Annotated in this window: 14 protein-coding genes; 9 read left to right on the top strand and 5 right to left on the bottom strand. The window is 40.6% G+C overall.

Features of this window, described 5'->3' with window-relative positions; translation table 11 throughout:
- The first annotated feature begins 2 nt into the window (after window positions 1–2).
- The 4 genes from NYE61_RS15270 (at window position 3) to NYE61_RS15255 (ending at window position 4,343) form a co-directional block, all read left to right on the top strand.
- On the top strand, window positions 3–1,013 hold the full coding sequence (locus tag NYE61_RS15270) for an iron ABC transporter permease (protein WP_303446970.1): 1,011 nt from the start codon (window positions 3–5) through the stop codon (window positions 1,011–1,013).
- Window positions 1,010–2,017, top strand: a complete 1,008-nt coding sequence (locus tag NYE61_RS15265; protein WP_118888366.1) for an iron ABC transporter permease — start codon at window positions 1,010–1,012, stop codon at window positions 2,015–2,017. The genes NYE61_RS15270 and NYE61_RS15265 overlap by 4 nt, the downstream gene beginning before the upstream one ends.
- 237 nt (window positions 2,018–2,254) lie before the next feature.
- Window positions 2,255–3,448 carry an MFS transporter gene (locus NYE61_RS15260; protein ID WP_303446971.1) on the top strand — a complete coding sequence of 398 codons (1,194 nt, stop codon included), beginning with the start codon at window positions 2,255–2,257 and terminating at the stop codon, window positions 3,446–3,448.
- Window positions 3,449–3,623: 175 nt separating this feature from the next.
- Window positions 3,624–4,343, top strand: a complete 720-nt coding sequence (locus tag NYE61_RS15255) for a YebC/PmpR family DNA-binding transcriptional regulator (protein WP_118888364.1) — start codon at window positions 3,624–3,626, stop codon at window positions 4,341–4,343.
- Between the two features lie 64 nt (window positions 4,344–4,407).
- Here NYE61_RS15255 and NYE61_RS15250 read toward each other — a convergent pair whose 3' ends face one another.
- The 3 genes from NYE61_RS15250 to NYE61_RS15240 all read right to left on the bottom strand — a co-directional run bounded on the left by NYE61_RS15250 (window position 4,408) and on the right by NYE61_RS15240 (window position 5,993).
- On the bottom strand, window positions 4,408–4,695 hold the full coding sequence (locus tag NYE61_RS15250) for an RNA polymerase alpha subunit C-terminal domain-containing protein (RefSeq protein WP_095310489.1): 288 nt from the start codon (window positions 4,693–4,695) through the stop codon (window positions 4,408–4,410).
- Window positions 4,696–4,771: 76 nt separating this feature from the next.
- Entirely contained in the window at window positions 4,772–5,488 is a 717-nt protein-coding gene (locus NYE61_RS15245; RefSeq protein ID WP_303446973.1) for an AAA family ATPase, read from the bottom strand.
- Window positions 5,489–5,513: 25 nt separating this feature from the next.
- Window positions 5,514–5,993, bottom strand: a complete 480-nt coding sequence (locus NYE61_RS15240; protein ID WP_118888362.1) for a GNAT family N-acetyltransferase — start codon at window positions 5,991–5,993, stop codon at window positions 5,514–5,516.
- Window positions 5,994–6,192: 199 nt separating this feature from the next.
- Here NYE61_RS15240 and NYE61_RS15235 point away from each other — a divergent pair, with 199 nt between their 5' ends.
- The 5 genes from NYE61_RS15235 (at window position 6,193) to NYE61_RS15215 (ending at window position 9,370) form a co-directional block, all read left to right on the top strand.
- A complete protein-coding gene (locus NYE61_RS15235; protein ID WP_118888361.1) occupies window positions 6,193–6,417 on the top strand; it encodes a DUF1659 domain-containing protein in 225 nt (74 codons plus the stop codon).
- Between the two features lie 36 nt (window positions 6,418–6,453).
- On the top strand, window positions 6,454–6,672 hold the full coding sequence (locus NYE61_RS15230; RefSeq protein ID WP_118888360.1) for a DUF2922 domain-containing protein: 219 nt from the start codon (window positions 6,454–6,456) through the stop codon (window positions 6,670–6,672).
- Window positions 6,673–6,746: 74 nt separating this feature from the next.
- Window positions 6,747–6,911 carry a YvrJ family protein gene (locus tag NYE61_RS15225; protein WP_095310480.1) on the top strand — a complete coding sequence of 55 codons (165 nt, stop codon included), beginning with the start codon at window positions 6,747–6,749 and terminating at the stop codon, window positions 6,909–6,911.
- 212 nt (window positions 6,912–7,123) lie between these two features.
- Window positions 7,124–8,476 (top strand): branched-chain amino acid transport system II carrier protein, encoded by a 1,353-nt coding sequence (gene brnQ, locus NYE61_RS15220; RefSeq protein ID WP_095310478.1) that lies wholly within the window; start codon window positions 7,124–7,126, stop codon window positions 8,474–8,476.
- A 237-nt stretch (window positions 8,477–8,713) separates the two neighbouring features.
- Window positions 8,714–9,370 (top strand): hypothetical protein, encoded by a 657-nt coding sequence (locus NYE61_RS15215; RefSeq protein WP_303446974.1) that lies wholly within the window; start codon window positions 8,714–8,716, stop codon window positions 9,368–9,370.
- A 61-nt stretch (window positions 9,371–9,431) separates the two neighbouring features.
- Here NYE61_RS15215 and NYE61_RS15210 read toward each other — a convergent pair whose 3' ends face one another.
- Together NYE61_RS15210 and ggt are read right to left on the bottom strand one after the other, a co-directional pair.
- Window positions 9,432–11,045, bottom strand: coding sequence for an L-lactate permease (locus NYE61_RS15210; protein ID WP_339315935.1), 1,614 nt, complete (start codon window positions 11,043–11,045; stop codon window positions 9,432–9,434).
- Window positions 11,046–11,075: 30 nt separating this feature from the next.
- Window positions 11,076–12,725, bottom strand: coding sequence for a gamma-glutamyltransferase (gene ggt, locus NYE61_RS15205; RefSeq protein ID WP_339315933.1), 1,650 nt, complete (start codon window positions 12,723–12,725; stop codon window positions 11,076–11,078).
- Window positions 12,726–12,767 lie beyond the last annotated feature (42 nt).

The raw sequence follows: 12,767 nt of genomic DNA, 5'->3' as shown, positions 1-12,767 counted from the left end.
TTATGAAAAAGGAAACGAAAACGTCGATACCCTTTTATTACAAAATGATAGTAGTCCTGCTGCTCTTTGTTGGGACATTTATTGTATCCATTGTTTATGGAGCTGCCGATATTCAAGTAAAAGATGTGTGGCTGTCACTTGCTTCCAATGCGGAGGGAAGTGACATTTCCATTATCCGGGAAATTCGCTTGCCACGAGAAGTTGCCGCTGTTTTTGTCGGTGCAGCCCTATCCATAGCTGGAGCAATTATGCAGGGCATGACGCGAAATCCACTAGCTGATCCTGGCTTGCTTGGATTAACAGCAGGTGCAAACGCTGCACTTGCTGTTGCAATTGTACTGCTGCCATCTCTCAATTATTACGGAATTATGTTTACATGCTTCCTCGGAGCTGCAATCGGCGCTGCAATGGTGTTTGGAATAAGCGCTATTAAGCGTGGAGGATTTTCTCCTTTCAAAATTATTCTTGCTGGAGCAGCAGTATCTGCTTTTCTTCAAGCTGTATCGGAAGGAATTGGGATCTATTTTAACGTATCCAAAGAGGTATCCATGTGGACTGCTGGAGGGCTTATCGGCACAACATGGGCACAGCTGCAAATCATTATCCCATTTCTTATTGTAAGCATGCTTATTGCATTCGGGTTTTCTAGACAATTAACCATTCTAAGTCTCAATGAGGAAGTTGCTGTCGGTCTTGGACAAAAGACAACGCAAATTAAGGCCGTTCTGTTTGTCATCATTATTCTGCTAGTAGGTGCAGCAGTCGCATTAGTTGGAAATATGGCATTCGTCGGTTTAATGGTTCCCCATATCGTCCGAGCAATTGTTGGTACAGATTATCGCTACATCTTACCAATGTCAGCTTTTGTTGGGGCAATTCTAATGCTCCTTGCTGACACACTCGCTCGTACTGTCAATGCTCCGTGGGAAACACCGATTGTCGCTATTATTTCGGTTTTGGGTCTCCCCTTCTTCCTGCTCATTATCCGTAAAGGGGGGAGAGCATTCACATGATACATCCAAAGTTAATCAAAAAACAACGAATCGTTCTAGGGTTATTAGTATTTTTTACCCTACTCACGATTATCATCAGCATGGGAATTGGAGATGCTGCATTATCCTATGATCGAATTATTCCAACCTTGTTTGGTGCTGGTTCATTTAAGGAGTCCTTTGTTTTATTTTCTATTCGCTTGCCGCGGATTATTGTTACAATTCTTGCCGGGATGGCGCTTGCTCTCTCTGGTGCAATTCTCCAAGGGCTAACGCGTAATGACTTAGCTGATCCAGGAATTATCGGCATCAACTCTGGCGCCGGAGTAGCAGTAGCGATTTTCTTTTTATTTTATCCAGTTCAATCTGGCACATTTGTTTACATGCTTCCGGTCGTTGCCTTTATTGGGGCGTTTCTTACTGCTCTGCTTATTTATGTTTTTTCTTATGAGAAAAAACGACCGCTCGACCCGACACGCATGATTATTATTGGTGTTGGTTTTTCACTGGCGTTATCCGGTATCATGATTGTTCTCATCTCATCCCAGGAACGTGCAAAGGTTAGTTTTATCGCGAAATGGCTCGCAGGGAATATTTGGGGAACGGACTGGCCATTCATTTTAGCAATATTACCATGGCTAATCATCTTCATCCCTTATGCCCTGTATAAGGCAAATCGCTTAAACATTCTTGCACTGAACGAACCGGTCGCAATTGGTGTTGGTGTTGCCGTAAAAAAAGAACGCATCCTTTTACTTTTCACTGCAGTAGCACTGGCAGCTTCAGCCGTCTCCGTTTCAGGTGGGATTGCATTTGTCGGGCTAATGGCACCCCATATTGCAAAATCGCTAGTCGGACCGCGCAATCAGCTATTTATTCCGGTAGCGATATTATTAGGAGGCTGGTTGCTGTTAATTGCAGATACCATCGGAAGAAACCTTGTCTCCCCTGACGGCATTCCAGCAGGTATTGTTGTTGCGCTTATTGGTGCACCATATTTTATGTATCTGTTATTACGCAAATAGCAAGTTTTGCTGACAGTCTTTGTTTTAAGACTGTCAGTTTTTTTGTTTGGCTTGGGAGGTCGAGATTTCGCGGATAAGAGCTTATTTGGAGTGCAATTATAGAGAAGCCGCTCAATACTAATTACAGCTATCCAGGAATTTCTTCCCCTATACGTATCATTCAATTTATGATATATTATTTAGTTATTCTAGATAACTATTTTTATGTACGGTGATATGATGAAAGGAGAAACAACATTGAAACAATCTAGACCAAAACTATGGACGAAGGACTTTACAATCACTTCTGTCGTTAACTTTTTCTTAACGCTTGTCTTTTATTTACTCGTCGTAACGATCGGTATTTATGCCGTAGATGCGTATCATGCTTCGACAAGCACGGCTGGGCTTATTACGGGCATGTTTATTATCGGCTCCTTAATTGGAAGATTATTTACTGGACGCTATATTGACTCTATTGGGAGTAAACGGACATTGATGATCGGACTTATCTTATGTATTGTCGCCACGTCCTTTTATTTCTTGAATTTGGGTATTAGCTTTCTATTAATTACGCGCCTTATACATGGAATTGTGGCAGGGATGGCTAGTACGGCAGCTGGAACTATAATTGCGGAAACCATCCCAACATCACGAAAAGCAGAAGGTATCGGCTATTTTAGTATGAGTGCAACATTGGCTACTGCCATTGGCCCGTTTATTGGCTTGCTCATGGTTCAACAAACAACCTTTCCAATCATTTTTGCTTTCTGTCTTGTACTAGGTATCATCAATATAGTTATTGCCTTATTCGTGCGGGTAAATGAAGCACAAGAGGTGCACACACCAAGGGAAACAAAAGGCTTTAAAATCTCAAGCTTTGTTGCACCAAAGGCATTGCCAATTGCTTGCATCACGCTCTTGATTGCTTTTTGCTATTCCAGTGTGCTCTCGTATATTAACTTTTACGCTATTGATATCAATCTTGTGGAAGCAGCTAGCTTCTTCTTCCTCGTTTATTCAATTGCTGTTTTAATATCACGCCCAATAACAGGGCGTTTAATGGATTTAAAAGGCGCAAATATTGTTATGTATCCTGCCCTTATCATTTTTGCTGGCGGGATGCTGCTTTTAAGTGTCGCTGCAAGCGGATTTACTCTATTGGTGGCAGGTGCACTAATTGGTCTTGGCTTTGGTAATTTGCAATCTGGTTCGCAGGCGATTGCCGTTAAATTAACTCCGCCACATCATATGGGGCTTGCAACATCAACCTTTTTTATTTTTCTGGACGCAGGACTTGGATTTGGTCCGTACTTGCTTGGTTTCATCATTCCATATACCGGCTACAGATCGCTGTATATCATCCTTGGCATCGTGATTCTTGCTATCATGGTTCTATATTATTTTCTGCATGGAAAAAAGAACCGATTAACCATGGAGAGCCACGCATAGCTTTTATGCAAATACTTTTTTGTTAGACAACACTGTTAGTCACCGATCTCTTAGATAGCTGTCAATATTGCACCTATGCAGTTAAAAAACTTTTCTTATCTTGCAAAAAAAGCTGGAAATCTAGCTTCTAAAGTTTTATAGTTTTATTTAGAGGTATAGAAAGTGAGTGGTCCAAATGGGACGTAAATGGAACAATATTAAGGAAAAGAAAGCATCAAAGGATAAGAATACAAGCCGGATCTATGCAAAATTCGGCAGGGAAATCTATGTTGCAGCCAAGCAGGGCGAACCAGATCCTGAATCCAATCAAGCTTTAAAAGTAGTGCTCGAGCGAGCAAAAACATATAGCGTACCAAGGCATATTATCGATCGCGCCATTGAAAAGGCAAAAGGCGGTTCGGAAGAGAACTATGACGAAAATCGTTATGAAGGCTTCGGGCCGAACGGATCAATGGTCATCGTTGATACGCTAACCAACAATGTTAACCGCACCGCGTCCGAAGTACGTGCTGCGTTTGGTAAAAATGGCGGAAATATGGGTGTAAGCGGATCTGTTGCTTATATGTTTGATCATGTAGCTGTCTTCGGTGTGGAAGGAAAAACAGAGGATGACGTGCTTGAACTATTGATGGAAGCAGATGTTGACGTCCGTGATATCGCTGAAGAAGATGGATCTGTGATTGTTTACACGGAGCCAGATCAGTTCCATGCAGCACAGGAAGCATTTAAATCTATTGGCATTACCGAATTCACGATTGCAGAGCTAACGATGCTCGCTCAAAATGATGTAGAGCTTTCTGCAGCAGATTTTGAGCAATTTGAGCAGATGATTGATGCGTTAGAGGATTTAGAGGACGTGCAAAACGTTTATCATAATGTGGATTTAGGTGAATAAATTGTAAGAGGCGAGCCTATTTATAGGATTGCCTCTTTTTTTCCCTCATTATGGACTAATATCATTACTTACTTTTAAATGATAAACCTTCCATTTCCAAAGCCGCTCTCAACTTTGGCAAGGAAGCTGGCCCCATCCCATGAAGCTTTAAAATCTCTTTCTCCGTAAAATTTGATAGCTGTTGTACGGTTGTTATTCCTTCATGTTCTAATGCGCGTCGTGCAGGCGATGAAAGCAATGATAAAAATCCTGCTTTTGGCTTTCGTTCCTGTTCACAAACCGGGCATGTTGGGCAGTCACTGCTTTTATAATAGGTATGCCCATTTGGACAAGTTCTCTCTGTAGTTGCCATTTCCGTTTTCTCCTCCTCTCTAATTTCCTTCTTCATTATACTGATTAATCCCATCAAGCATTTATTCCTATATCAATCAGGAATCACGAAAAATCTCCTGCAAAAACTTTTTTCGATGTTGTAAAAAATAGCTTGTTATTTGGTAATGTTCGGTCATCTCATAATCAATCTCTTGAATTTTCTCATCATCAAAACTTAAGATAACAGCATTTGGATACCCTAAAAGAATCGGAGAATGTGTAGCAATAATAAACTGGCTATCACCAGCCACTTCTAAATCATGGAGAATTCGTAAAAGTGAGAGCTGGCGCTGAGGCGATAAAGCAGCCTCTGGCTCATCCAATAAATAGATAGCATTCCCCTTAAACCGATTTAGAAAAAGCGAAAAAAACGACTCTCCATGCGATTGATGATGCAATGATCGCCCGCCATATGCACCTTGGGCACCTACAGAATCAATATGTGTAGCAAAATTATAAAAAGACTCAGACCGCAAAAAGAAGCCGTTTGTGGCTTTCGGCATCCAAGAAAGGCGAATATAGTCCCCTAGTGCCGATTCAGAAGCAGGTACATCATAATAATTATTCCTGCCACCACCCGCTGTATTAAAGCCGGCCTTATCAGCAATCGCCTCTAGCAATGTGGATTTCCCTGTCCCATTCTCTCCAACAAAAAAGGTTACCTTGTTCGTTAAATCCAATTGACCGAGATTTTTAATAGCTGGAATCGAAAACGGATAGGTATGAAAAGGTGGGATACGATCACCTTGAAGTTCAATTCGTTTTAAAAACATGGTATCACCTGTAACCTTATTATTTTTACGATAATTCCTTTATATACCAAACTTCCATTGCATTATGTTCCGAGCCTTCCAGTGCTTTTTCCAGCTTCTGAAAGCCTAATTTGCTGTATAGGGCATTAGCTGCTTCAAGTTCCTTCAATGTTTCTAAGTAACAGTATGTATAGTGCTCTTTTGCGTAGTCGATTGCTACCCTCATTAGCTCCTTCGACAGACCCCTCCCTTGAGCAATAGGAGCGATGTACAGCTTTTGCAACTCGCAAATCTCCTTTTTCTGTCCAAATGGTGCAATACCCACACCGCCTATGACTTCATCCAGTTCATTCACCGCAACCCAATACTTAGCATGTGCTTGTTCTTTGTAAAATTGCGCCAGACTGCTCAGCTGGGGGTCAAAATAGGCTGTTCCTGGGATATCTAAGTTAAATGACTCCAATGAACGTTTAATAATTTGCTCCATTTTCTGATTATCCTTTTCTTCCATTTCACGAATCCGCATAGTTTTTTATTCTCCCTATTTTTTATCTCTTAGTGTAAACACGAGGATTTTTAATTCATTTTAACACAGAAGCTTCCACGTTATTACCCATTCTCTTTTTGAAAGCAGTAATCCCTCTTTTATACTTTTATAAAAAAATAAAAGCTCACCCCCTAATCTCATTTTCCTTCGATTGTAGTTGTGAATGGAGGTGAGAAACATGGCAATTGCAAATCTAACAAAGTCTTCCCTGCAGCTTGTGCTTCAAGATGGGATTGATTCTGAGTCCGGATCACCTATCTTTAAGAACAAAAGCTTTAACAATGTCAAAACAAGTGCAACAGCAGAGCAATTACTTACTGTTGCAACAGCTTTTGTAAGCTTGCAGGAGCGCCCATTGTACACGATTAACCGTCGTGATACAACAGACATTCGTGAAGGGTAAGTTGTGAAAAAATCTATTCAGAAAGGAGTGTAGATCATGCGCCGATTAGAGCTGAAATTTACCAATCAGGACGGGAAAATTGTTACGTACACATTGGATAAGCCAGTTGAACCAGTTGATCCTGCTGCTATTAATGCAGCAATGGATACAATCATCGAACAAAATGCCTTCACATCGAGCGGCGGCGATTTAGTTGCTAAGCATAGTGCACGTATTTCAGAAAGCACGGTCGAAGAAATCGACTTAGGGCAATAATCTTGTGAATATGACCAGTGGCAAATCACTGGTCATATTCCTATTTCAAAAGCTCATAAAAGGAGGAAATAATTATGGACGCGTGGATAGCTTTTCTGACCGAAGTTGGATTCCCGGTTGCCGTTACGTTTTATTTACTGCACCGAATCGAGGGAAAGTTGAATCAGCTCATAGCATCGATTCATGCACTGCCAGAAAAAATGGACGAACGAAAAGCCTATTACAAAGATCGAGCATAATAGACGTACTCTCAGCGTACCTTGTTCAATTTAAAAGGCACGCTGAGAACTATTTGTGGATGCGGAAAGGCGATTGGCAGCATAGCAATAAAAGCAGATAACTAAAGGAAACGATCTTAAAACGTGTGAACATTCCGTTCCTTTTATTGCTATAGCGAATCAATAAAAATGGTGTTAAAATAAATGTTATTCATCTAGAAGGGACATCAAGTATGCAACAAAAAATATCATTTTCTACCTATTCTATCATCGGCACGATGCTGTTTGGAATGTTCTTTGGTGCAGGGAATTTAATTTTCCCAATCCAGATGGGCCAGCTTGCTGGCACGAATTTCTGGCCGGCATTAATTGGATTTCTTATAACCGCAATCGGTCTTCCATTTATAGGGATTTTAGCATTTGGTTTATCCGGGAGCAACGGATTACGACAGTTAACCAGTCGAGTCCATCCACTATTTGGTGTTGTCTTCTCCGTGGCACTTTACTTAACCATCGGGCCATTTTTTGCTATTCCAAGAACAGCGACGGTACCTTTTGTGGTTGGTTTTGAGCCATATATCAATCCAGCACATGGCAGTTTATATCTAGGGCTCTTTAGCTTTTTATTTTTTGCGATTGTCTATTATTTCTCGTTGAATCCAGCAAAAATTATCGACTATATCGGGAAATATTTAACTCCTGCATTTTTAGTGTTTTTATTCATCTTAATCTCCATTGCTATCGTCAAACCAATGGGACCATTCGCTATGCCAATTGGCGACTATAGCGGTTTAGCTTTTATAACAGGATTTAAAGAGGGCTATAACACGATGGATGCTCTTGCATCACTTGCGTTTGGTATTGTTGTCATTCACGCAATTAAGGGACGAGGTATCACCAATCCAAAGGAAATTGCAAAGGTCACATGGAAATCAGGTCTTTTTGCCATGGCATTAATGATGCTGATTTATGGACTTATTACCTATATGGGGGCTTCAAGCGTATCGGCCATCGGTACATATGATAATGGCGGTTTAATCTTTGCCGCAGTGGCTCAGCATTATTTCGGATCATTCGGGACCATTCTATTGGCTATTATTATCGTACTAGCTTGTTTAAAAACGAGCATTGGACTTATTACTGCCTGCAGCGAGTTTTTTAATCAACTATATCCAAAAATCAGTTATAAATTATTCGTTCTGGTACTATGTCTAATGTCATTTTTCATTGCCAACTTTGGTCTAACGAATATTATTCAATATGCGGTGCCAGTATTAATGCTGCTGTATCCTTTAGCGATTGTTCTGATTATCTTAACCCTTTGTTCTTCACTATTCGGCCATAAGCAACGTGTTTACGCAACTGCATTGTTCCTTACTTTTTGCGTTAGTCTTTTGGACGGCTACAGCACGTTAGTCGATAGTTTGCCAAGCGCGTCTTTCAATTTGTTCGAATCCATTAAAATGTTCTATATGGATTATTTACCACTTTACGATATTGGTCTTGGCTGGATTTTACCAGCTATAGTTGGTGCCCTTATTGGGCTTCTATGGCCAACAAACTCTAAAGAAACTGCTGTTCATTAATGCTAATTGGATACCAGCTTAGAAGACTACTAAGCTGATATCCACCTCCTCTTTCTAAGGAAAAAACTCATTTACATATAACTTAGCCTATAATACTGTTGTGAACTGATCTACCGTTTTAAAAAATCAGAAATTCGTCCTTCACTATCTGGCTATTTTCTTCCATACATTTTATAAATCAAATTGATTTTTTCCTGCAAATCGTATTTACTTAAATTAACGATATCGAATGGAGGAATGTTTTCAATTATGGGGTTACTACTCAACTATCAATGGGAAATCTTTATTGCATTAGAAATTATATCCGTGTTATCGCTTCTCATCTTTGGTGTTGTCCGCTATTTTTTCAACAAACAAAAACGTAGCCTGCTCTTTCTCCTACTGTTTATCATTCTATTAATTTTAGAAGCTCTCTTAGGTTTGATGATATACCAAGAAACTGGAGAGATTTCTACCTTTTTAATTATCATTACTGTGTTTGTTCTCTATGCATGTACATTTGGAATCTTTGATTTTATGAAGCTTGATCGCTGGATGCGACAAAAAATTGGCAATTGGCGAGGGGTACAGCTGCTCACAGAAAAAGATATTCGTATCATGAACAGACAAAAGGACCCGAAATATATTGCTAAAAAATATCGCCGGAGTTCTACTGTTCACTTAATCATATTTGCCAGTCTTCAAGCAGCATTTTGGATTTACGGAACAGGGGGAACTAGTGAATTACTAGACTATCTGAAAGACTTATCTTGGATTGGAACAGAGAATGTTGCCGAGACACCGTATGCAAATGATACGATTTATAGGATTTCGATGATTTGGGGACTTATTTTTATTATCGATTTTATTTGGTCATGGTCGTATACCATTTTTCCAGCTAGCAAGAAGAATTGAGATCTCTTTAAAACTTAAAATCATCGATGAAGCCTCCCTGCTTCACCGATGATTTCTCTGTTTATCCTCCTAGAAAATGCAAGAATACACTGACAGCAGATACGCCGACACCTGCAAACAGTGCGAAGATAAGCGTAATCTTATATACTTCAGATTCTCTTCCTTGCGCGTTCGCAGTACTTGTTCCTAATACAATATTGGCTGGTGCAATGACATTACCAATTGCTCCACCTGTTGACTGACCAGCGATAACGAGTGGCAGGGATAACCCTTCCATCGAATTTACAACAGATCCATGTAATGGCGAGAACAGCACATTGGATGACGTATTCGATGATGTCATAAATGCACCAATTATCCCAATGACATTTGCTAATCCTGCATAAACAGCTGGTGGTGATATATCCGCAATTCCAAGGGCAAGTACGTTAGTCTGTCCTGAATTTTCCATAATCATGGTCATCGTTAAAAATCCAGTTATTGCTAGTGATGCCCCCAGAGCGTTATCCTTTAAGCCAGAAAATACATTCTTAGTTGTGTTTTTATGATGTAATCCTAAATGCTTGTACCAGAAGTAGGCAAAGATAACCGACACAAGTAAATAGAATCCTGGATGTGTAAGTGGAGCGATAGGAGAATACGCTTCTTCAGCCTCCATTTCAAAGCCATAGCCGGTTTCGACCGCCGGGAAAGGCGGTCCAAATTGAAATTGATCGAAAAAGCTTTGAATTGGTCCGATTCCAAGAAACACAATACTAACTACTGACAGTACATAATATGGCATAAATGCTTGGTGTAATGAGATATCCGGCTTCTCTTCCGATTTTGAATCCGTTTCTTCAAGAATGTCTGTTAACTCTTCCGTCTCTGATTTTTCTCTGTATTTCTTTCGTTTGGAAAGCATGAATAAAGCACCAAACGCTAAAATTGCTGGGATAAACGTACTCAGCTCCGCGTTAAAGATTAACATAGCAAGTTGTCCTCCACCATGAATAAGTGAAATAATTACGACAGCTAGAAAACCTTCTTTTACGCCTTTCCATTTAGCGAATAACCAACAAATCATGAATCCACCGATTATATTCGGTATCCATAATAGGATTCCGGAATATAGAAGTGTTAATGTCGTATCTTCAATCTGTACGGCATTAATTGTGGCAATCCAGCCTACACCGAGTGTTCCAAACATATTCGCCCATGAGTGTCCAATTAACGGGATGACAATAGCGGCAACAGGTTTAACACCTAACCCTACTAAAAGCGGTGCTACAACTGCTATCGGGACACCGAACCCCGCTACACCTTGAAGAAATGAAGCAAACACCCAACCAAACGCTAATACAAGAAACAAGTAATTTTGACTATGGTTTTGTACCTCTTCCCGAATGACTTTAAACGAGCCGGATTCATCCGTAACATGGTAGAGCAATAAAGCAAACCATACAACGAGAAGGATAAAGAATGCTTCCCAAAGCCCTTTGCCAAATCCAACTGCTAAATTATCCAATGGTGCTTCAAACATAAAGTAGCCTAGTAATGTCGCTACACCCATTGCGACCCACCCAGAGGTGCCGCCTGACCACTTAAAGACAACTAACATTAGCAAAAGCAGAACTAATGGTGTGATAGCTAATAGCCAATGCATTAAATCAACTGGTAAATTATTTTCCATCATTTATTCCTCCAACACAATTGTTTATCAAGCTTACCAGCACAGGGCAATTCCATCCCCACGCGGGTCCGCTCCAGCACTATATACTCCTCTTTCATGATCTATAATAATTCCTTGTGCATGGCCCATTGTCTGGGAATAATCCTCTACGATTTCAACTGTATGCCCACGTCTACGTAAGTCATTAATGATTTCATCTGGAACTCTTCCTTCCAGCTTGAGCGTGGAACTATCTTCACCCCATGTTCTGCCATACAACCAGCGTGGTGCTTCAATTGCCTGCTGCATGTTATACCCAAAATCGATAACTTTTGTAAGCATGGCACATTGGGTTTGGGGCTGCCCTTCTCCCCCCATCGCTCCAAATAGCATAAATGGCTTGCCGTCCTTCAATGCCATCCCGGGAATGATAGTATGGAACGTACGCTTATTCGGCTCTAACGTATTGGGATGATTTTCATCCAAACTGAAATGGGATCCCCGATTCTGTAAAAAGAAGCCACACCCTTCTGGCATAAATCCGGAGCCAAATTCGTGGAAAATGCTTTGGATAAGAGAAATACTGTTTCCTTCTTTATCAACGACGCTAAGATAAGCTGTATCACGTCCGTCGTCAACCTCTGGAAGCTCTTCTAATTCTTCTTCTCGATATACGTCATCCCACGAAAAATGGTCATAAACCTCTGATGAAAAAGATTTAGATAGGAGCTCATCATAAGGAAGATCAATCGTTTCCAGATCCGTAACCCATTTATCCCGAAAACGAAATTTTAGCTTAGCGGTTTCAGCTAGAAGGTGATAATATTCTGGAGTACCATCTTGAATCGAGGTCATATCGTTTTTCTCTAACATATTTAACATCATTAATACAGCAATACCCTGTGTATTCGGTTTTACTTGATAGATTTCAAATCCTCTATAACTTGTCGATAATGGACGTTCCCATTCGAGGCTATGCTCTTTGAAATCTTCTTTTACTAGAAGGCCACCATGTTTCTCCATTGAAGCAATTATCTTATCGGTAATTTCTCCATTATAAAAGGCATCTCTTCCCGATTGAGCAATTTGGTTGAAGGACCAAGCTAAATCAGGCTGAACAAGCAGTTCTCCTGCTAGAATAGGACGATCATTTTTAAAAAACACCTGTTTTGTAGTAGCATGGTCGCTTAATAATTCAGCTTTTTCCTGAATAAAGTTACTTACTTTATCCGTGATTGGAAAGCCGCTTTCGGCATAATGAACCGCATCCTCAAACAAAACTTCCCACTTTAGCCTTCCATATTGCTGATGTAGCTCCCACCAAGCATCGACAGTTCCTGGAATGGTGTTCGCAGCTAAGGGGCCGCGCTCTGGAATCTCCCGGAGCTCTTTTTGTTTGTAGGCCTCTCGATTTACATAGCTGCCGGATTTACCGCTGCCGTGCATGGACTTTACTTCTTTTTCATCCTGATCCCAGATTAGTGCGAATAAATCGCCTCCTAAGCCTGCCATATGCGGAATAACGACACAAAGTACAGCATTAACAGCAATTGCTGCCTCTACAGCATGACCACCTTGATCTAGGATTCTTTTCCCAGTTTGTGTAGCTAGATAGTGGGGTGATGTTACGGCTCCGTTCATCCCCTCAGCTACTGGCCTTCCAGTCTCCAAAAACGAGTAATTTTTCCCTTTCTGAAGTCCCAAAAAAATACCTCCCGTATAATTAATTTGCTTTCCCTGTACCTT

The sequence above is a fragment of the Oceanobacillus sp. FSL W7-1304 genome, assembly GCF_037969805.1.
GTDB classification, from domain to species: domain Bacteria; phylum Bacillota; class Bacilli; order Bacillales; family Amphibacillaceae; genus Oceanobacillus; species Oceanobacillus profundus.
Note: the sequence above shows the minus strand (reverse complement) of the source record. Positions and strands in the feature narration are given on the sequence as shown.

Bases quoted from the DNA above. Each gene is read 5' to 3' on its own strand.
- NYE61_RS15240 (WP_118888362.1), bottom strand. From the start codon at position 5,993: ATGCGGATTCGTGAAATGGAAGAAAAGGATAATCAGAAAATGGAGCAA.
- NYE61_RS15210 (WP_339315935.1), bottom strand. From the start codon at position 11,045: ATGATGGAAAATAATTTACCAGTTGATTTAATGCATTGGCTATTAGCT.
- NYE61_RS15230 (WP_118888360.1), top strand. From the start codon at position 6,454: ATGCGCCGATTAGAGCTGAAATTTACCAATCAGGACGGGAAAATTGTT.
- NYE61_RS15245 (WP_303446973.1), bottom strand. From the start codon at position 5,488: ATGTTTTTAAAACGAATTGAACTTCAAGGTGATCGTATCCCACCTTTT.
- NYE61_RS15270 (WP_303446970.1), top strand. From the start codon at position 3: ATGAAAAAGGAAACGAAAACGTCGATACCCTTTTATTACAAAATGATA.
- NYE61_RS15250 (WP_095310489.1), bottom strand. From the start codon at position 4,695: ATGGCAACTACAGAGAGAACTTGTCCAAATGGGCATACCTATTATAAA.
- NYE61_RS15235 (WP_118888361.1), top strand. From the start codon at position 6,193: ATGGCAATTGCAAATCTAACAAAGTCTTCCCTGCAGCTTGTGCTTCAA.
- NYE61_RS15215 (WP_303446974.1), top strand. From the start codon at position 8,714: ATGTTTTCAATTATGGGGTTACTACTCAACTATCAATGGGAAATCTTT.
- brnQ (WP_095310478.1), top strand. From the start codon at position 7,124: ATGCAACAAAAAATATCATTTTCTACCTATTCTATCATCGGCACGATG.
- NYE61_RS15265 (WP_118888366.1), top strand. From the start codon at position 1,010: ATGATACATCCAAAGTTAATCAAAAAACAACGAATCGTTCTAGGGTTA.
- NYE61_RS15225 (WP_095310480.1), top strand. From the start codon at position 6,747: ATGGACGCGTGGATAGCTTTTCTGACCGAAGTTGGATTCCCGGTTGCC.
- NYE61_RS15255 (WP_118888364.1), top strand. From the start codon at position 3,624: ATGGGACGTAAATGGAACAATATTAAGGAAAAGAAAGCATCAAAGGAT.